16 protein-coding genes are annotated in these 18,974 nt (G+C 60.7%); 6 read left to right on the forward strand and 10 right to left on the reverse strand.

Annotated features, from left to right (window positions below; translation table 11 throughout):
* Positions 1–7 precede the first annotated feature (7 nt).
* From BW995_RS14050 to BW995_RS14070, 5 genes are all read right to left on the reverse strand, one after another.
* A complete protein-coding gene (locus BW995_RS14050) occupies positions 8–301 on the reverse strand; it encodes a monovalent cation/H+ antiporter complex subunit F (RefSeq protein ID WP_139332926.1) in 294 nt (97 codons plus the stop codon).
* Complete coding sequence (locus tag BW995_RS14055; protein ID WP_076401051.1) at positions 298–774, reverse strand: Na+/H+ antiporter subunit E; 477 nt, start codon at positions 772–774, stop codon at positions 298–300. The genes BW995_RS14050 and BW995_RS14055 overlap by 4 nt, the downstream gene beginning before the upstream one ends.
* Positions 775–1,000: 226 nt before the next feature.
* Positions 1,001–1,975, reverse strand: a complete 975-nt coding sequence (locus BW995_RS14060) for an ABC transporter substrate-binding protein (protein ID WP_076401052.1) — start codon at positions 1,973–1,975, stop codon at positions 1,001–1,003.
* A 30-nt stretch (positions 1,976–2,005) separates the two neighbouring features.
* The gene (locus BW995_RS14065) at positions 2,006–2,758 is read right to left on the reverse strand and encodes an ABC transporter permease (protein WP_076401053.1); all 753 of its coding nucleotides are present in this window, start codon (positions 2,756–2,758) and stop codon (positions 2,006–2,008) included.
* Positions 2,755–3,528: an ABC transporter ATP-binding protein gene (locus tag BW995_RS14070; protein ID WP_076401054.1), complete on the reverse strand. Its 774-nt coding sequence runs from the start codon at positions 3,526–3,528 to the stop codon at positions 2,755–2,757. Before BW995_RS14070 ends, BW995_RS14065 begins: the two co-directional genes overlap by 4 nt.
* A gap of 491 nt (positions 3,529–4,019) precedes the next feature.
* Here BW995_RS14070 and BW995_RS14075 point away from each other — a divergent pair, with 491 nt between their 5' ends.
* Complete coding sequence (locus tag BW995_RS14075) at positions 4,020–4,481, forward strand: DUF192 domain-containing protein (protein ID WP_245821466.1); 462 nt, start codon at positions 4,020–4,022, stop codon at positions 4,479–4,481.
* 299 nt (positions 4,482–4,780) lie between these two features.
* On the opposite strand, the gene BW995_RS14080 is transcribed toward BW995_RS14075, so the two are convergent.
* Positions 4,781–5,590 carry a GGDEF domain-containing protein gene (locus tag BW995_RS14080; protein ID WP_175617080.1) on the reverse strand — a complete coding sequence of 270 codons (810 nt, stop codon included), beginning with the start codon at positions 5,588–5,590 and terminating at the stop codon, positions 4,781–4,783.
* Positions 5,591–6,505: 915 nt separating this feature from the next.
* On the opposite strand from BW995_RS14080, the gene nifA reads away from it, so the two are divergent.
* Both nifA and BW995_RS20560 read left to right on the forward strand, forming a co-directional pair.
* The gene (nifA, locus tag BW995_RS14085) at positions 6,506–8,260 is read left to right on the forward strand and encodes a nif-specific transcriptional activator NifA (protein WP_084194855.1); all 1,755 of its coding nucleotides are present in this window, start codon (positions 6,506–6,508) and stop codon (positions 8,258–8,260) included.
* Positions 8,257–8,544 carry a hypothetical protein gene (locus BW995_RS20560; RefSeq protein WP_139332927.1) on the forward strand — a complete coding sequence of 96 codons (288 nt, stop codon included), beginning with the start codon at positions 8,257–8,259 and terminating at the stop codon, positions 8,542–8,544. Before nifA ends, BW995_RS20560 begins: the two co-directional genes overlap by 4 nt.
* Here BW995_RS20560 and BW995_RS14090 read toward each other — a convergent pair.
* Both BW995_RS14090 and BW995_RS14095 read right to left on the reverse strand, forming a co-directional pair.
* Complete coding sequence (locus BW995_RS14090) at positions 8,528–10,039, reverse strand: sensor histidine kinase (RefSeq protein ID WP_084194856.1); 1,512 nt, start codon at positions 10,037–10,039, stop codon at positions 8,528–8,530. The genes BW995_RS20560 and BW995_RS14090 overlap by 17 nt on opposite strands.
* A gap of 45 nt (positions 10,040–10,084) precedes the next feature.
* Complete coding sequence (locus BW995_RS14095) at positions 10,085–10,762, reverse strand: winged helix-turn-helix domain-containing protein (protein ID WP_076401057.1); 678 nt, start codon at positions 10,760–10,762, stop codon at positions 10,085–10,087.
* A gap of 588 nt (positions 10,763–11,350) precedes the next feature.
* On the opposite strand from BW995_RS14095, the gene BW995_RS20305 reads away from it, so the two are divergent.
* Positions 11,351–13,753 (forward strand): DEAD/DEAH box helicase, encoded by a 2,403-nt coding sequence (locus tag BW995_RS20305; RefSeq protein ID WP_084194857.1) that lies wholly within the window; start codon positions 11,351–11,353, stop codon positions 13,751–13,753.
* 515 nt (positions 13,754–14,268) lie between these two features.
* Here BW995_RS20305 and BW995_RS14105 read toward each other — a convergent pair.
* Positions 14,269–15,252 (reverse strand): nickel/cobalt transporter, encoded by a 984-nt coding sequence (locus tag BW995_RS14105; protein ID WP_076401058.1) that lies wholly within the window; start codon positions 15,250–15,252, stop codon positions 14,269–14,271.
* Positions 15,249–15,890: a DUF1007 family protein gene (locus BW995_RS14110; RefSeq protein WP_076401059.1), complete on the reverse strand. Its 642-nt coding sequence runs from the start codon at positions 15,888–15,890 to the stop codon at positions 15,249–15,251. The genes BW995_RS14105 and BW995_RS14110 overlap by 4 nt, the downstream gene beginning before the upstream one ends.
* 186 nt (positions 15,891–16,076) lie before the next feature.
* On the opposite strand from BW995_RS14110, the gene BW995_RS14115 reads away from it, so the two are divergent.
* Entirely contained in the window at positions 16,077–16,562 is a 486-nt protein-coding gene (locus BW995_RS14115; protein ID WP_076401060.1) for a DNA polymerase III subunit chi, read from the forward strand.
* Between the two features lie 373 nt (positions 16,563–16,935).
* Positions 16,936–18,645 (forward strand): hypothetical protein, encoded by a 1,710-nt coding sequence (locus tag BW995_RS14120; protein WP_076401061.1) that lies wholly within the window; start codon positions 16,936–16,938, stop codon positions 18,643–18,645.
* The last annotated feature ends 329 nt before the right edge of the window (positions 18,646–18,974 follow it).

An 18,974-nucleotide genomic window follows, 5' to 3' on the forward strand; every position in this document is an offset into this window, starting at 1 on the left:
CCGGTCCTTACAGGTCGCTGAGCGAGTTGCCCGAGCGCGGGCCACCCAGATTGGAAAACTTGATGAACTTCATCACCGCAATGGTGCCGATGAAGTTGATCAGGGCATAGACCAGCGCGATGTCTTCCCATTCCGGGCGGTCGGTCAGATAGCCCAGAATGGCAATCATCAACACGGTGCCGGTGCCGAACGAGTTGATGGCCAGAATGCGGTCCCACAGGCTGGGGCCAAGCAGGGCACGGGCCAGAGCCATCAGCATGGTGATCAGGACCGCTCCGGCGGCCACGGCGTACAGGATCATGGTGCAGTCTCCAGCCATGTGACCTTGCGGTCCATGGTGCCTTCCTCGGTGCCGTCGGCGCCACCAGTGGTCAGGGCGTGGATGGTGATCTGGTCGCCGTCCAGTTCGACCGAAATTGTCCCCGGTGTCAGGGTGATCGAGTTGGCATAGATCGCCCGGCCCAGCTCGGTTTTCTGCGAGGCGGTGACGCGGGCCATGGTCGGGCTGATTGGCAGGCGCGGATTGGCGATGATCTTTGCCACATCCCAGTTGGCTTTCAGGATTTCCCGGATCAGCCATGGCCAGTAGCGCAGGCCCCGGCCCAGCAGGTGCAGCGGCATTGCCTCGGCATCGGCAATCTTCAGCGCCCGCAGGACGAACACCGTCAGCCCGATCGACAGCGCCCCCAGCGCCAGCAGATAGGGTTCCGTATGCCCGGACAATAACAGCCACAGGGCCGCAAAGACCGATGTCAAACCGATCAGGTGCACCATAACGCCTCCTGATTCCCGCTGCGCGCTGTGCAGGCCGGGGACCGAAACCAACGGGGACACTGCCTGCAAGGCGCTACCTTGTGGCAGAAACAAGGCAGGAAAATAGACCCATGCCCGCCATCCAGCCAACAAAAAACGGCACAAAGAACACTCTCTGTGCCGTCATTTGGGGATGAAAACGCCTTTTGTTTGCGTCTGTTGCGACGCAATATTCCGTTCTGCTGTATCAGCGGACGGCGACGGCGTATTGTTCGACCGGCAGAATGTCCTTGATCAGGCCGCGCTGCTTGAGGAATTCGGCAAAACGCTGATAGCGGCCGCTGTCGAGCGCCGCCGGGCGCAGGGCCAGACGCGGCAGGGTGTCGGCCCACGCCCGCTTGTTCAGGTCGTCGTTCAGCTCGGGGTAGGCCTTGACGAAGGCGTCCCACGCCTCGGTCGGGTGGTTCAGGATGTACTGAACGGCCCGCTCGCTGGCCGCCAGAACCTTTTTCAGCGCCGGGGCGTTGGCGCGGTCCTTGCGGGCGATCAGGATCAGCTCGTCATAGGCCGGGACGCCGTTTTCTTCTGGGTAAAAGGCGATCCCCGGCTTGCCCGCCAGATCCATCTGGTTCAGCTCGAAGTTACGGAAAGCGCCGATCACCGCATCGACCTGACCGGCATAGATGGCCGGTGACAGCGAGAAGTTGATGTTGACCAGCTCGACATCCGACAGCTTCAGGCCAGCGCTTTCCAGCATCGCACCCAGAACGGCGTCTTCAAAGCCGCCGACCGAATAGCCGATCTTGCGACCCTTCAGGTCTTTCAGGCTGGCAATCGGGCCGCCTTTCAGCGCCACCAACGAGTTCAGCGGCGTGGCCACCAGCGTGCCGACCCGCACCACCGGCAGGCCTTCGGCGGCTTGCAGGTGCAATTGCGGCTGATAGGAAACGGCCAGATCGGCCTTGCCCGCCGCCACCAGCTTCGGCGGGTCGTTGGGGTCGGCGGGGGCCTGCAAGTCAACATCCAGCCCTTCATCGGCAAAGAAGCCCTTGGCCTTGGCGATCACCAGCGGGGCGTGGTCCGGGTTGACGAACCAGTCGAGCATGATGGTCACTTTTTCCGCCGAGGCGGTGCTGGTGGCGGCGTTGGCGGGCGGCAACAGGGCGGTGGCGGCGGTCCACAGGCCGATACCGGCGGCCAACAGCAAGGATTTCAAGCGCATGGGGTAACAAGCTCCCTGAAAAAAGGTGGTTCATTCGTTGGTGGTGGCGCGCCATGGCAGCAGGCGGGCCAGCAGGCGGTCCGTTACCCAGAACAGGGTGATCGCCAGCCCGGCCAGCACCAGCAGGGCGGCGAACATCAGATCAACCTGCATGCGGGCATTGGCGTGCAGCATCAGATAGCCCAGTCCGGTCGAGCTGCCGACCCATTCACCGATCACCGCCCCGATCGGGGCGACGCCGACGGCAACCTTCAGGCCAGCCCCCAGCGACGGCAGGGCAGCGGGAATACGGATATGGCGCAGGACCGTCCAGCGGGAGCCCCCCATCACCTGAGCCAGATCGAGCCAGCCGGGGGCGGTGCGGCTGAGGCCATCCAGGAAGGCGGTGGTGATCGGGAAATAGATGATCAGCGAGGCCATGGCGACCTTTGACGCCATGCCATAGCCCAGCCACAGCACCAGCAACGGGGCGATGGCAAACACCGGAATGGCCTGACTGATCACCAGCACTGGCACCAGCCAGCGTCGCAAGGGGGCAAAGCTGGCCAGCAGCAGGGCCGAGGCCACCCCGACGAGTCCGCCACCCAGCAGACCGAGGAGGATTTCCGCGCCGGTGGTCAGTGCATGGCGGGCCAGCAGGTCGGCTTTCAGCACGGCGGTGGTTAGCGTCTTGAGGGGCGATGGCAGCAGATAGTCCTGCTGCCCGGCAGCCAGATAGGCGATCTGCCACAGCAGGGCGGTCATCACCATCGATACCAGGATGTGTATCAGCCGCCGGATCATGAGACGGCTCCGGCCGGACGCTGATGCACCAGCCGGGCCAGCAAGGCCCCCTGCTGGTTGGTCAGGCGGGGATCGTCAACGGCACGCGGGGCGGGCCAGTCTGCCGGAAGAGGGTGGGAGGTCAGGGAGGCGGGAGGACCGGTCAGCACCAGCACCTGTTCCCCCAGCCTCAGGGCTTCCAGCGGGTCATGGGTGACCAGCAGGACCGTCCGCCGGTCGAGCAGGGTTGCGGCCAGATCCTGCATTTGCAGGCGGGTGACCGGGTCGAGGGCGGAAAACGGCTCGTCCATCAGCACCACCGGGCGGTCTTCCATCAGGGTGCGGGCCAGTGCCGCCCGTTGACGCTGGCCGCCTGACAGTTGATCCGGGCGGCGGTGGCGAAAATCGGCCAACCCGACCTGCTCCAGCAAGGAGGCCGCGCGGGCGGTGTCGGCAGGCTGGCGGCGCAGGCGGGCCCCCAGCGTGATGTTGTCCAGCACGCTCAGCCATGGCAGCAGCAAATCCTGTTGCGCCATGTAGGCAACCCGGTCCGTCAGAGGGCGGTTGTCAGAGGTCTGAACGTGATAATCGCTGCCCGCCGGGGCCAGATCGGCCAGCAGGCGCAACAACGAAGACTTGCCGACCCCGCTGATGCCAAGCAGGCAGGTCCAGTGTCCGGCTGGCAGATCAAGGGTCAGATCCCTGAACAGGGTGATGCCGTCATAGGTCACATGACGGGCGGTCAGGGTTAAACCCAGTGGAGGGGGCGAGGCCACGGAAGCGACAGTCATTCCGGCAAATCATGCAGCGATCATGCAGGGATACGGGGGGCCACTATGGCAGCCCGCGCCAAAAAAGCAAACGCCGAGCGATGGGGTCGCTCGGCGTTTTCTCAACGGAAGGCAAGGGGGGCAGTCGGGGGGCGCCTTCCGTTGGCTTTCAGGCCCGCATATGGGGTATGATCAGGCCCGAAGAGAAATCCGTGTCAGCACAGGCGATGGCAAAGGGTATAGGCCCTGAAGGCGTGCCTCTGCAAGTATATTAGCGGATGCGAGAAATTCTGGAACAGCGTTTACAGGGTTATCTTAACGCTGTTCAGTCTTGCCTCTAAAAACTATACGGCTGAATTGTCTCTCTCCTATCTTGGAAAAGGTATAATTCTCTCGTGAGAAAGGACGTGTGGATGTACCAAGGCTGGGAAGTCTTGTCTAAGACGGTGGAATGCTACCAAAGGTCTATAGTCCGACAGGGTGCCAAACGGCAGGGGGGGCTTTGGTTCCTGGTGCTGGCCTTGCTGTTGCTGGGAATGCCGGTGCGTGGGGCGCAGGCTCAGCTTCAGGGGGGGGTAACCTTTCCGGTGGGAACGGCGACGCTGGTCGGGCACGATGGCCGTCAGCACGACCTGACTGTCGAACTGGCCTTGACGCCCGAACAGCGGATGCAGGGCTTGATGTACCGCACCTCGCTGCAAGAGGGGCGCGGCATGTTGTTCGATTTCGGGGAAACGCTGGTCGTGCGGATGTGGATGAAAAACACCCTGATTCCGCTCGATATGGTGTTTTTTGCCCCGGATGGCCGGGTGGTCGGGCTGGTGCGACAGGCTCAACCCGGAGACCTGACCCCGGTCGGACCGGCCGAGCCGGTGCGGGCCGTTCTCGAATTGCCCGGCGGGCAGGTTGATAAATGGGGGATCACGGTCGGTGACCGGCTCACCCAGCCATCGCTGACGCTGGCAAAGCCGTAAGGCGGGTCTAGAGTAGTGAGCGCAAAAGTGGGAACCGGTTTTGCGCAAAATCACTGCGACAGATAAAAAGGTTAGATCAGCGTGCCTGTGTAAGATCACAGTACACGACAGTTGGTGGAAAATGGCGGACTGCCGTCCGCACCTGCCCGGGGGACGATGCCCCCGAACCCCTGTTTTTTCTTTTATGATCAAAGGAATGGGGTCCGGGGCCTCAAGGCCCCGGCGAGGTTTGGAGCAGCGCTCCATGATCTTTTTGTTTTTTGTCGTGTACTGTGGCGTCACATTTAACGCACGCTGGTCTAATCCAGCGGGTACGGTGGAGCGTTGCTGGCAAACAGAACGGCTTCGTCCGGAGATTGCCGGGCCATCAGCATGGCTTGTGACGCCCGGTTTTTCAGGTCTTCCGGGCTTTCCCCCGCCTTGAGGGTGGCCACGCCGAAATAATGCTTGTGGGGGAGCGGCGAGGGGGCACCGGCGTATGCCGCCGGATTCAGGGTGCTGCGCAAGCGGTCGGCGCAGGCCATGGCCGCCCGTGGTCCGGCGTTGGGCAGCAACAGGGCAAACAGCTTGTCTTCCAGCCGACAGACCATGTCGCCGGGGCGAACAATCGGGCGGCACTGCGAGGCGACGTGCGACAGATAGGCGTTCTGTTGCTCGGTGTCCAAATGCTCTGGCCAGTCAAAAGAAAACAGGGTGAGGGAAATCTGGCGTCCCGGCTCGCGATTGGTTTGGGCGACCATTTCATCCAGTCTGGACAGGAAATGGATCTGATTGGCCAGACCGGTGATGGTGTCGCTGGTGATCTGGCGGTAAAGCTGCTGAAGGGCGGCCGGGTCGGTGGGCAGCGGGAAGGGGCCGGCCTGCTCCTGAGAGGGGCCTTCCGGCGGTGCTGTCAGCGGAAACGCCGAGGCGGGGGGGGATGGTGCCGCCACTGTTGCCGGGCGGATATACAACAACGCCAGCAATGCCGCCGAGGTGACGCTCAGGCCCGTTGCCACCGCTGCCAGCCCACCATGAACATCTGCCAGTTCCAGAGCCAGCGCCACTGCGGCTGCAATCAGACCAAGGGTCAAGGCAAGGATCGGGTTTCCAAACGATGGGGTGGACACGGCATGATCCTCTGACGGGGTACGTGGCGCCCTGGCGGCCCATGGCAAAGGAGCCATCAGCGCCGAAGATGCATCCAGGGGCTTGGGGGGCAACGACATTGCTGTTGCGTATCCTTTTACCGGCAGAGAACTGAAAAAAACATCCTGCATCAGGATTGCATCATGAAACCGGCGAGGAACAGTGCGAAAAGGTGCACTGCAGATGTCTTGGGTATGTGCCCCGATGGCGTGATCCATGTCAGGGGGCGTGTCCTGTGTGACGTCTCCGGGCGATCGGAGTGACCGGAGCCGTGCGGGGGAATGTCTCTTGATGCTGTTTGCTTCGCTGCATCGCGGTATCGGTGTCGGCCCTACCTGAGTGTCATTTATCTGTAATACACTGTAAGCGTGGTTTGACGCCTTAATACTCAAGTGGATATTCCCTTGGTTGTATATGTCTTCCAAAGATCATTGAGGGTTTTCTCTCTTGCCAGTAGCTTGGGCAGCCGGTTTGGTGGATGGCGTCCATTTTTGATCTGTTCGATTTAGAGTGTGCGTTGCAGCAATTGATGCATTTTTCATTATAAATGGTGCACTGCCTGTGGTTTCTGCTCTGCTCGAAAGTCTGTTTTTTGCATGTGTCGATAATTTGATCGTTTATGACTCAGTATGGTCGCATGCATAAAAAGAATGCATATTTGACGATCTTCCTTTGCGGAAATGGCTGAAAACGGCTATCGTATTGGGGTGGAAAGTCCACTTGAGGGGCGGTTGAGGTCGTGGTCGTAAGGGAGTTCAGCCCCGGCAAACCTGGATTTCAGACCGTTCCCACGATAAAAAAAAGCAAAGCTCATGAAACAAGAAGTGCAATGAAATGAATCATTGCGTTTGAATGCGTGGAACCAGGGGATCAACCGGACACCGCAGGAGATGCCCATGCGCGGTGACGATGTGGGAAGCACAGAGCTGTCCCTTATCAGTCTTTATGAAATCTCGAAAATCCTGTCATCGTCGCTGGATATCGAGAAAACATTCCATGACGTCCTGAATCTGCTGTCGTCGTACATGCAGATGCGACGGGGTGTGGTGGCGCTGGCCGAGGGGAACGGTGACGTTCGCCTCGCCGCAGCGTCCCACCTGTCGCGGGACGCCTTGAAACGGGGGGCGTGTCGTTTCCCGTTGCAAATCCTGGAACGGGTGGTCAGCACCGCGATGCCGGTGGTGATGGGTAATGCCCGCGAGGATGCCAACTTTGCCGACTATCTGGCGGATCACGAGGAAGATGACGTTGTGTCGGTGATTGCCGTTCCGATCAAGGGCGCCGAACGGACCTATGGGGTTCTGTCGATCGAACGGGAATGGGATGGCGGCGTACAGTTCAAGTTTGAATCGGATGTTCGTTTCCTGACCATGGTGGCGAACCTGATTGCCCAGACGGTTCGCCTGCATCAGTCGGTGGCTTCTGACCGCGAGCGTTTGATACAGGAACGGGCCAGACTGCAAAAGGCGCTGGAAAAAGAAGCCGATGATCGGGCCCTGTCGGCCATCACCGACATCGTTGGCGAAAGTCCGGCAATGCAGCGTGTGTTCGACGAGGTGCGGCAGGTTGCCCCGTTGAAATCGACAGTCTTGCTGCGTGGTGAAAGCGGTACCGGCAAGGAACTGGTGGCGAGGGCGGTCCACAGCCTGAGCAACCGCAAGGACAAGCCCTTTATCAAGGTCAATTGCGCGGCCTTGCCGGAAACCCTGCTGGAGTCCGAACTGTTCGGCCACGAGCGGGGGGCCTTCACCGGTGCGACGCAGGAGCGCAAGGGGCGTTTTGAAATGGCTTCGGGCGGGACGTTGTTCCTCGATGAAATCGGGGAAATTTCGCCATCGTTCCAGGCCAAGCTGTTACGTATCCTGCAGGAGGGCGAATTTGAACGTGTTGGTGGCAACAAGACGATCAAGGTTGACGTGCGCCTGATCTCGGCAACCAACAAAAACCTCGAAGAGGCGGTCTCAAAGGGCGATTTCCGCGCCGATTTGTATTACCGCATCAATGTTGTTCCGGTTTTTCTGCCGCCATTGCGGGAACGGGATGGGGATATCCCGCGTCTGGTGCAGTATTTCTTGGGGAAATTCAACAACGAGAATGGCCGCGACATGCACATCTCGGCCGATGCCTTGCATATCTTTTGCCGTTGCCAGTTTCCGGGGAATGTCCGCGAGCTGGAAAACTGCGTCAATCGGGTGGCAACGATGGCGCGGGGCGAAACGATTTCCGCCGTCGATATGCCCTGTCAGCGGGACCAGTGCCTGTCGGCGGTCCTCTGGCGACTGGATGCGCAGGCCAAGCCGGTCGGTGGGCTGGGGAACGCGGCTCTCGATCCACGGACTGCGGCGCGGGAGGCGGTCAACCGGACGCATGGGCATGATCATGACGAAGACGTCTATGCACGGCGAGCCCGTGAGCGCGAACTGGCCGAAGCGCACGACCATGACCATGATTTCGACGATCAGGACATCTTTGACGGAGGAGACGGGGAGCCGCTGCTGGGATCCGGTGGCCTTCCTCAGCGGGATCGTCTGGTAACGGCGATGGAACGATCGGGCTGGGTTCAGGCGAAGGCCGCCCGTATCCTGGGGTTGACGCCCCGTCAGGTTGGGTACGCACTGAAAAAGTACAACATCGAGATCAAACGCCTGTGATCATCGCACGAAAAGCACGTGCCGTTTTTCATGCGCTGCACCACAGGTATCTGTACCCTGAAAGTTACGCCACTGACGAAGGACGGGCCTTGGCCTGTCCTTCTTTTTTGGGGGAGGGCGTGGAGGGGGGATCATCCATGGCCTTGCCCGATAAACAGGGTCATCGCTTTCTGCATTCGTTATATCTCGATGAATATAGCATCGATCGTCAAAAAGCAACGGAAAATATCGGGACATCCAGCAGAATGTTGCCTTTAACCATGAAAATTAAATGGTTACCTTGAGGGAGGGAAAGGTCATCTGAACCGCCAGTCCGTGCGTGGGGGCGGTGGTGCTCGCTGGCAGATTGTCCTGTATCGGCGATTCATCAACCGAGCCCAGCATCAGGCTGGCCCGGTGCAGACGGCAAATGGCGGCGACCAGACTGAGGCCCAGGCCATTGCCGGGGGTGGTACGGCTGGTGTCGAGGCGGACAAACCGCTCCAGCACCCGGCCCCGGTCTGACGGCACAATGCCGGGGCCGCTGTCGGCCACGATCAAATGGACACTGCCTGTCTCGTTGGCACGCAGCCACACCGCGACATCACCGCCGTTGGGGGTGTATTTGATGGCATTGTCCAGAATGTTGGACAGGGCCTGAAACAGCAGCTCGCGGTTACCGCCGACCCACAGCGGAGCAGGCAGGTTGGCGGGCTGGGCGGTGTGCAGGGTCAGCCCCATGTCTTCGGCGACCGGGCCGTACAGGTCTACGACATCTTCGATCAGCGCCCGCAGGTCCACCGGAGCAATGTCGGTCAGGGTGCTGCCGGCCTCGGCTTCGGCAATCGACAGCAGGGCGTTGAAGGTGGCCAGCAGGTTGTCGGCCTCGCCAATCACCTGCGCGCAAATGTCGCGCAGATCGTCTTCGCTGGCGGGGCTGCTGATCGCTCGCTCCAACTGGGACCGCATGCGGGTCAGGGGGCTGCGCAGGTCGTGGGCAATGTTGTTGGTGACGGTGCGGATGCCGGCCATCAGTTGCTCGATCTGGTCCAGCATGGCGTTCAGGGTTTCGGCCAGGCGGTCGAATTCATCCTTGCTGCCGGTCAGGGCAACGCGGTGCGAAATGTCACCCCCCATGATTCGTTCGGCGGCGCGGTTGATGTTTTCCAGCCGGGTCAGCACCTGTCGGGTCAGCACAAAGCCGCCACCGATTCCCAGCAGGGCAGTGGCGGCAAAGGCCCAGCCCATGGCTTCGAGCATCAAGGCCTGAAAGCCCTCGAGCGCCCGCATGTCGCGCCCGACCAGAAGGTGATAATTGCCGGACAGGATAAAGGTCCGCCCCCGGCCAATGGTGGCATCTTCGCTGACGCTGCTGCCATTGCTGAGCGAGAAGTCGAGCCATCCCTGGGTATCGGGGATTTCGGTCGGCCAAAAGGCCAGATTACCGGCGATGGGACGCAACTGGTTGTCGGTCAGCAGGTACAGGCCACCGGACAGGTTGGGCGAGCTGGTGCGCTCGGCGATCGAGTCAATCAGTCCGCGCAGGCCTTCGGTATCGTAATGCTGATAGAGGGCGTCGATTTCGGCGCTGATGGTGTCTTCGGTCTGGTGCGAGATGGATTGCGCCGTGGTCATGTAGATGAACAGCAACAGCACCAGAACAGACAGCCCGAACAGGGCCATGTAACTCATGGTGAGCCGGAAAGCGGTCGATTGCAGCATCGAACGGGACATCGATAAAGCCGACCGCCCGTAACGGCCGAGGCCCTTCAGGCCGTTGGTTACAAAGCTCGGCACCATGGGAACGCAGACTGCCTGTTTAAAGAAGGGGGATGACTCCCCCCACTATAGGCCAGCCCGCAGGCTATAACCAGCGCCACGGACGGTGTGCAGCAGGGGCTGGGTAAAGCCCTTGTCAATTTTCTGCCGCAGACGGGAGACGTGGACGTCGATCACGTTGGTCTGCGGATCAAAATGATAATCCCACACGCCTTCCAGCAGCATGGTGCGGGTGACAACCTGACCGGCGTGGCGCATCAGGTATTCCAGCAGCTTGAATTCACGCGGTTGCAGGTCAATGGTCTTGCCGTCGCGGCGAACGCGGCGTTCGATCAGGTCCATTTCCAGATCACCGACCTGCAGGCGGGTCTGTACCTTTGGCTCGACCCGGCGACGGGCGAGGGCATCGACGCGGGCGTGCAGTTCGGAAAAGGCAAACGGCTTGGCGAGATAGTCGTCGCCGCCAGCGCGCAGTCCCTTGACGCGCTCGTCAACCTGACCCAGCGCCGACAGGAACAGGACCGGCGTTGATACCGATGCCGCCCGCAGGGCCTGAACCAGCGCCAGACCGTCCAGCTGGGGGATCATGCGGTCCACCACCAGAACGTCATAATCCCCGTCCATGGCGTGGAACAGTCCGCTGCGACCATCGGCGGCGCGATCAACGGCAAAGCCAGCCTCCGAGAGGCCCTTTTCGATGTAGGATGCCGTCTTATCATCGTCTTCGACAATCAGGACACGCATGGATAACCTGTTCCTTGGTGCTGTAACAGAAGCGGTGCTGACAGAGCTGCTGATATCATGGGATGCAGACGTCATTGGATACCATACCTAATTTCGGCAGCCCCTGAAAGGCTCTGTCCCCGGTGCGACGGGGTGGGGAGACTCGCACCGGGGACGCATGGCCCTGTCCGGTGAAAGGGCAGGCAGGACCACCACGAGCACGGGCGGACAGAACAGCAGGGGTGACGCCGTAGTCTGTCCGCGGGCCGACAACCAACAACCGGCCATGGAGCCAAGCATGCCATTGCAAAACTAACCCCGGCCTTGCGGGGGTATGAATTCTTGGTAATAAGGTCTGTTGCCTTGCATCTGATCGGGGTTAAGGATCAGTCCGGTTCGGGCTGCAGGACCATTCCCGTGGAGCCGGAGAGGATTCTTTTGCCGCTGAATTGCCAAATTCAGAGGGGCAAAAGCTGTACACCGGTTGACAGCGCACACCATACGCCTATTATCCGCCACAATAACGCGCCGATAGGGCTTTTCCGGTCCTGCCAGAGCAAGTCGCCCTGGTGCATCAAGCGCACATGAGCCTAGGCAAACGCACTTTCCATGAACTTTTCCGATCTCGGACTGAGTCCTGAAACCATTAAGGCCGTCGAAGACGTTGGTTATTCGACACCCACTCCGATCCAGGAGCAGGCGATCCCCTATGTCCTGATGGGGCGCGATGTCTTGGGCATTGCCCAGACCGGAACCGGCAAGACGGCCAGTTTCACTCTTCCGATGATCGACGTCCTGGCGCAGGGCCGGGCCAAGGCGCGGATGCCGCGCTCGCTGATTCTTGCGCCGACTCGCGAACTTGCCAATCAGGTGGCGGAAAACTTCACCCTGTATGGCAAGTATCACAAGCTGACCATGGCCCTGCTGATCGGCGGCGAAAGCTTCAGCGAGCAGGAAAAGGCGCTGGAACGCGGCGTCGATGTGCTGATCGCCACCCCGGGTCGCCTGATGGATCTGTTCGACCGCGGTCGCATCCTGCTGCGTGATGTCAAGGTGCTGGTGATCGACGAAGCCGACCGCATGCTGGACATGGGATTCATTCCCGATGTCGAGCGGATCGTGTCGATGTTGCCGCCGCTGCGCCAGACGCTGTTCTTCTCGGCGACGATGGACGAGCCGATCCGCAAGCTGGCCGATGCCTTCCTCAGCAATCCCAAGGAAGTGCGCGTCGCCCCCACGCAGTCCACCGCCAGCACCGTCTCCCAGCACCTGCTGGTGGTTGACGAGTTCGACAAGCGCGAAGCCCTGCGTCACATCCTGCGGACCGAAGAGGTGCGCAATGCATTCATCTTCTGCAACCGCAAGCGTGACGTGTCGGTCCTGTACCGCTCGCTGAACAAGCACGGTTTCGATGTCGCCCAGTTGCACGGCGACATGCCGCAGCAGGAACGCACCGCGACGCTGGCCACCTTCAAGGCCGGGAACGTCCGTTTTCTGGTCTGCTCTGACGTGGCTGCGCGCGGGATCGACATCGCCGATGTCAGCCATGTGTTCAATTTTGACGTGCCGACGCACAGCGAAGACTATGTGCACCGCATTGGTCGCACCGGTCGCGCGGGCCGCGAGGGGCGGGCGTTTACCATCGCCACCCCGGGTGATGCCAAGTACGTTGGCTTTATCGAGAAACTGATCAACACGGCGATTCCGCGCCTGGAGATCGAAGGTATCCCGCCGCTTGAGTTGAGCGAAGAGGCAGCCAAACTGGCCCGCAAGGCTGGCAAGCGCCCTGCCGACAAGCGTCGTGATCGCAAGCGGGACGATCGCCCCGTTGAAGCTGCTGTTTCCCCTTCCATCGAGACAACCCCGGAAAGTGCTGCTGTGATGGCCGTTGAAGGACGCTCTGAAGCGCGGGCGGAAAGCCGCCAGGATCCCCGTAACCGTCGTGATCGTGATCGCGACCGTGGTGGACGCAGCCGGCGCAATCATCCGGCGTGGGAAGTCGAGGAAATGGATCATGGCGATGATGTGCTGGCCTTTGGCAGTCACGTCCCGGCCTTCATTCTGGTCGATCCCGGCGATTTCTCCAGCACCGAAGAAGACCTGCTGAGCGATGAGGCCGCCGATCAGTTGATTGACGAAGTGGTGGTGGTGATCGACGACAGCAGTGATGCTGACGACGAAGAGCTGCCGCCGGAAATGGTGACGGTGGTTGATGCTGAAGAGCAGTCGTCGCGTGGTGGCCGTTCGCGCCGTCGTCGCGGTGGTCGCAATCGTGGCCGTGGTGAAGCGGCCGCCGTTGTCGCTGGCGATGACGTTGCTCCCGACGTGGCCGCCAACGATGACGCCGAGCCGGTAGCTGTGGTGGCGGACGCCGAAGAGAGCGTGGCCGATGATGCCGAAAGTGCCCCGAAGGGTCGCCAGAAGCGGACCTCGCGTCGTCGCAGCAAAAAGGTGACCACCCCGCAGGCTGCCGAGGTGGCTGCTGTGGTTGTGCAGGATCAGGCACCGGTGAGTGCCGAGGTGGTGAGCGAACCGGCTCCGGTGGTGATCGAAGAGGCTGCCCCGGCTGCCGCTCCGGCCAAGCCGAGGCGGACTCGCGCCAAAAAGGTTGTGGCTGCCGAAGAGGCCCCGGTGGGTGTTGAGGCGGCTCCGGTGGTGGTGAGCGAAGAGGCTGCCCCGGCTCCGGCCAAGCCGAAGCGGACCCGTGTTGCCAAAAAGGTTGCGGTGGTCGAAGAGGCTCCGGTGGCGGTTGACGCTGCTCCTGTGGTTGTGACCGAGGAGGCTGCCCCGGCTCCAGCCAAGCCGAAGCGGACCCGTGTTGCCAAAAAGGTTGCGGTGGTCGAAGAGGCTCCGGTGGTGATCGAAGAGGCCGCCCCCGCCAAGCCGAAGCGGACCCGTGTTGCCAAAAAGGCTGCCGTGGTTGAAGAGGCTCCGGCGGTGACCGAAGAGGCTGCTCCGGCCAAGCCGAGGCGGACCCGGACCAAAAAGGCCGCTCCGGCAGCGGATGAGTAAAAACAACGGGGTCAGCCGACAGGCTGGCCCCGATTGCTTTGCAGCGTATGGTCAACAGAAAACAAGGTCATGGAGCGCTGCTCCAAAGCTCGCCGGGGCCTTGAGGCCCCGAGCGGTTCCAGGCGGCAGCCTGCACTGATTGAACCACCTGTCGTGTACCGTGATGTGACGCAAGAACACGGCTCTAGACCAGCGTGCGTTAAATCCGACACACGCTGCTCTAACCTTTTGTTCTGTCGCATTTTTTTTTGCGGAAACCGGTTCCCACTTTTCGCACAATGCAGGTTTTTCCATGTCGCATTGTTGTTGCGGAAACCGGTTCCCACTTTTCGCACAATGCAGGTTTTTCCATGTCGCATTGTTGTTGCGGAAAGCGGTTCCCACTTTTCGCACAATGCAGGTTTTTCCATGTCGCATTGTTGTTGCGAAAACCGGTGCCCACTTTTCGCACAATGCAGGTTTTTCCATGTCGCATTGTTGTTGCGAAAACCGGTGCCCACTTTTCGCACAATGCTCTAAAACAGCGGGTGTACCGGCTGACTGAGCGTTGCGGACAGCAACAGCAGGCCAAAGGCCGTTACGCCCAGTCCCCCTACCACTCCGGCAACCAGCATCAGCGCTGCCTGCCGTCGAGTGGCCTCCGGGGATTCTGATCCGATCAGCCGTACCACCAGTCGCCGCGACCCGTGGGCCAGCGTGGTCAGCCCGGCCACGGTCAGGCCAGTGCCGACGGCCATGGCAAAGGCGGCGGCGATGCCGGTGCTCCACAGGCCAAGGCCATAGGCCAGCGCCAGAACCAGAAGAGAGCCGGTGCAGGGGCGTAAACCGACTGTCACCGCCATCAGGATTCCTTGCTGCCAACTGGCGGTCAGGGCACGGGCATCGGGCAGGTGCTGATGGCCACAGCCGCAGTCTTCGCTGTGCTGATGGTCATGATGGTGGTGCTCATGCCCATGGTGATGGTGGTCATGATCATGATGGTGATGCGGGGATGCCATCGGGCCAGCCTGCCGCCGCCAGATCAGGATGCTTCGCCAGGCCATGATCAGGCCGACCACGGCAACAGCCGCAAAGCTCACCGGCTCCAGCCAGCGGTCGGCGGCCTGCATTGCCCAGCGCATGCCTTGTGCCATCACCCAGGCAGCCAGTGACACCAGCGCGATGGCAACCACCGCTTGGGTCAGGGCGGAAATGGCGGCGAGGACCACCATCCGCCGCCAGCGGCTTTCCTGCGTGGCAGCATAGGCGGACAGCACGGCCTTGCCATGGCCGGGGCCGAGGGCGTGGAACACTCCATAGCCAAAGCTGATGGCAATCAGGGTAAGGCTGGCCGCCCAACTGTGTTGATCACGCAGGGTATACAGGGCGGCGGTCAGAATGTGGTGAAAATACTGCTGCTGCTCGACCACCCAATGGGCCAGCCCCGGCCCGAAAATCAGGCCAGCAAGCGTCGCCAGAGCAATGGCTGTGGCACAGGCGAGAACAAGACGTACCGTCATGGGGTGCACTCCACGCTCAGACTGGCGGCATAGGCCAGACCAATGCTGGCTTCGGTTTCCGGGGTGACCTCTTGCCGGAACATGCTTTCAGACATCAGCATGCTTTCCTGCATGGGTGGCGGAGGGTGAAATGTGGCCTGACAGCGGCCCGCAGGATCAAAACGGACCGGGTCCTGCTCGGCGGGGGCGACGTCCATGTAAAAGCTGGGATCATACAGACGCAGGGTGGCGCCCTGCGCCGCCACGGGTGTTGCAAGGGGTAGGGTAAAGGTAAACACCAGCTTGCCATCCTTGACCGAGGCGATGGCATCACGGGCATGGGCAAAGGTGGCGCGGGTATTCTGGCTGTCGCGGATATCAGTGAAATAGCGCCATTCGACCAGCCGGTCCATGGCACCGTCGATCAGGTCGTGCAGCTCTTTTGGCTCGTAGCGACCATTGCGATTGCGGTCGCGGCCTTCGAGGGTATAGGCGCTATAGGCGTCATCAAACACCCATTCCACTGTGACGCTGTCAATCATCGTCTGTGGGGTCAGGTGGGCGGTCAGGGTCCCGTCGACCCAGACATGGGGATGGGCCGTTGCCGCAACAGGGGCCAGCAGGCCAAAGCCGACAAGCAGGGGAGGAAGAACGCGCACAGGCAATAGTCCTTGCAGACAGCGAAGCCTCGCAGTGTAGCAAGCCATCCAGACGACTGATAGTGAAAGCCCGGTTATCACTCAGGCCTTTTCCCGAACAGACCTTTTCCCAAACAGACCTTTCCAAGGACGAGGCGAGCCGTTAAGACTAACGCGCCGTCTGCCCCCTGTTTTCCCGGAGCCCCCATGCCGCGCAGCGATTTCTATCACCTGTTACGGTTCAGGCTGGAAGAGGCGTTGCCGCGCCTGCTGGAGCGGGTTCTGGCCAGTGGCCAGCGGGCCGTGGTGGTGGCGGGCTCTGCCGAACGGGTCGAAGACCTGACCCTGATGCTGTGGGACCAGCGTGATTTGTGGATTCCGCACGGATCGGCGCGGGATGGTTATGCCAGTGACCAGCCGGTCTGGTTGACGGATGATCCGCAGGATTGCCCGAACGGCGCGCAGGTGCTGGTGCTGTGTGATGGCATGGACAGCCCGCTGGCGACGGAGATGGCCCGGACGCTGGACCTGTTCAATGGTCACGACGAGGCGGCGGTGATGGCCGCCCGCGAACGATGGAAAGCGCGGCTGGCGGCAGGATTCTCTCTCTATTACTGGCGTCAGGATGAGGCGGGGCGGTGGACGGAGCAGGCCCGGCGAGTGCCGGAAGAGGATGCGGTGAAAGAAGTATAGTTACAAAGGACTAATTTCTGTATTTATGAAACCCTTAATTGATGAAAAACGGCGTTTAATTATTATTGTACGGTCAAATATACAGAATTCCTGCTGACAGAATGACAGAAATTCGGGATGATTTGATTTCCCGATCATACATTCAAATTCCATCTTGTGCGGTCGGGGTTTTACATCCTTTCGTCAGGTCTGAAGTCCTGGGGCTGGCTGCTCTCGGGGTTTGTTTCCGGGTCTGGGGCGAGGAAACGATACGGGGCTCTTCTGTCAGGAATGTTCGAACAGAAGTGGAGAACGCAACAGAAGGGCGTTGCTGTCCGCTCGTGGGCCCAGAACGGGCATCGGAGTGGTCGTTTTTAGTTGGGGAGGCCGGAACGTGCCCCATTTTACGTTCGAGGTCAAGACGCTGGCGGAAAAGCGCTGGCTCGTCGATACCGTGTTTGAGAGCGAGACCCTCGCCCTCAAACGTGCCAATGAACTGGTCAAGGCCAATCAATGCGAAGGGGTCGAGGTCACCCGTGAACGCATGAAGGCCGATGGGACTTTTAGCGAAAAGGTCATCTTCAAGCAAATGCTGGCGGGTCCGGGTGATCCGCAAGTGCAGATCGTGCCGATTGAAGACGCCAACGATTGTCAGTCCCTGGAAGACGTCTATGGGCTGGAATCCCGTCTGACCATGTGGAAGGTGCTGCGCAAGTATTTCGAGCAGATGGGCCTGACTCCCTCGGAAGTGCTGCACAATTACGGCGCGCTGGCCAAGCTGATGGACAATGACCCACCGGTCTATCCGGCAGCGATCGACCGCATTGCCACCATCCAGGCCCGGCGATCGGGGCAGGATGCGCGTGAGCGGCGTGACGAGCTGTATTCCTGGGCCAACATCATTGCATCGCGTGCGCGTGAGGCGGAACTGGAGCGTCATCTGCGCAAGTTCAACCTGACCGACTACCCGGCCTTGTTGCAGGCCTGTGAGGACGAAGGCGGACCGGCGCGGCGCGATCATCTGGTGCGCTGCATGATCGCCCGCCAGTTCTATGTCGAACGCAATTTCCTCAGCAAGCTCGACTTTCTGCTCAAGGCGGCAACGCCGACGCTGGATCGCGGGGCACTGGCGATTCTGGATGGCTATATCGCTGACGTCCTCGGCTCTGCGACGGTGATTCAGGAACTGCTGGGCAACCGGTCGAACCTGTGTTCGGCCCTGATTGCGCTGATCGACCTGATGGAAGGCAAGGAAGAAGACAAGCCCTGCTCGGCGGTGCCCGATCTGGTCGAGGTGCTGCGGCGGTTGTTTGCCGATGGCTGCCTGCCGAGCGGAGCACAGGTGTTGCTTGATCGCGTCAAGGTGCAGATCGAAGGCCGCCAGCCGTTGAACCGGGCCAACCCCGAGCAGGAAGAGGCCGCTTTCAGCCAGTTGCTGAACCGCCTGTCCAGTCCAAAGGGCATCACCGGTGGCCCGAAAATGGCCGAAGCCCTGACCACACGCTGTGGCTTGCGCTTCCCGGAAGGCGGCGCCCCCGGACGGCGGCGGGCTGTCTCGGCGATGTTGGGGATGATCCGTGACCCCATGCAAAAGCTGCGCTATCTGATCAATATAGCCGAAACGCAGACCGGCGAAGTGACGATGGATGTGGTGACCGGGGCGATTGATTATCTGTCCGCGCAGGCGCTGGATATTCACGGGTTCATCAATCCCCGCCTGCCATCGACCAAAAAGATGCTGATGGTCAGCGATTTGCAGCGAGCCTTGCTGAATTCAGCCATCCCGGCGGATTTGCGGACCCGGGTGGTTGATCAACTCGATGAAATGCTGGCGCACTTCGTGCAAAAAGACGGCTTTATTGATCGTCTGGACGATCCGGTGCTGTCGCTGCATGAACGGGCAACCCGACTGGTGAAATTCTGCTCGTCGGGCGTACTGCTGGAAGGTCGTGCCTTGCAGATCGCCCGTCGCCGTATCGCCGAGCACCTGCGGCAGCCCAACTTTGTCGAGAGGCTGACGGAAGGCTGTAACAACCCGGCGGACGCCGAGCGCATGGTGCGTGATTTCCACCAGCAACTGGCTGCGGCGGGCTTTGCTGCCTGATAACCCTGATCGTGCGCAACCTGACCAGACAGGCCCGGGGGATGGTTCCTCCGGGCCTGTTTGTTTCTGGACTCTCTCCTTGAAAGGCTTCTTCGCAATGACCAGCTTCAGCGACAGGGGAGAGCCCTGCACGTCCGGTATTGTGGACGATAGTCTTATAGACGGCAGGATTTCTGCCCGGAAAGAATGAAACTGGATCACCAGACCTATAGGTGACTGGACGCTCTTTAGAGTATATGTATATTTATGTATTATAACCGGCGCTTATCGACCTGCCATGGCAGTCGGGAAAGACGCTGGAGCCCTGGAAACAAATCCTCGAGAGGTTG

The sequence above is a fragment of the Insolitispirillum peregrinum genome (assembly GCF_900156605.1).
Classification (GTDB): Bacteria; Pseudomonadota; Alphaproteobacteria; order Rhodospirillales; family Rhodospirillaceae; genus Insolitispirillum; species Insolitispirillum peregrinum.

What these genes read in the sequence shown, in the direction of transcription:
- BW995_RS14070 (WP_076401054.1), bottom strand. Translation starts at nt 3,528, where the DNA reads ATGACTGTCGCTTCCGTGGCCTCGCCCCCTCCACTGGGTTTAACCCTG.
- BW995_RS14095 (WP_076401057.1), bottom strand. Translation starts at nt 10,762, where the DNA reads ATGCGTGTCCTGATTGTCGAAGACGATGATAAGACGGCATCCTACATC.
- BW995_RS14060 (WP_076401052.1), bottom strand. Translation starts at nt 1,975, where the DNA reads ATGCGCTTGAAATCCTTGCTGTTGGCCGCCGGTATCGGCCTGTGGACC.
- BW995_RS14105 (WP_076401058.1), bottom strand. Translation starts at nt 15,252, where the DNA reads ATGACGGTACGTCTTGTTCTCGCCTGTGCCACAGCCATTGCTCTGGCG.
- BW995_RS14055 (WP_076401051.1), bottom strand. Translation starts at nt 774, where the DNA reads ATGGTGCACCTGATCGGTTTGACATCGGTCTTTGCGGCCCTGTGGCTG.
- BW995_RS20305 (WP_084194857.1), top strand. Translation starts at nt 11,351, where the DNA reads ATGAACTTTTCCGATCTCGGACTGAGTCCTGAAACCATTAAGGCCGTC.
- BW995_RS14090 (WP_084194856.1), bottom strand. Translation starts at nt 10,039, where the DNA reads ATGGTGCCGAGCTTTGTAACCAACGGCCTGAAGGGCCTCGGCCGTTAC.
- BW995_RS14115 (WP_076401060.1), top strand. Translation starts at nt 16,077, where the DNA reads ATGCCGCGCAGCGATTTCTATCACCTGTTACGGTTCAGGCTGGAAGAG.
- nifA (WP_084194855.1), top strand. Translation starts at nt 6,506, where the DNA reads ATGCGCGGTGACGATGTGGGAAGCACAGAGCTGTCCCTTATCAGTCTT.
- BW995_RS14065 (WP_076401053.1), bottom strand. Translation starts at nt 2,758, where the DNA reads ATGATCCGGCGGCTGATACACATCCTGGTATCGATGGTGATGACCGCC.
- BW995_RS14050 (WP_139332926.1), bottom strand. Translation starts at nt 301, where the DNA reads ATGATCCTGTACGCCGTGGCCGCCGGAGCGGTCCTGATCACCATGCTG.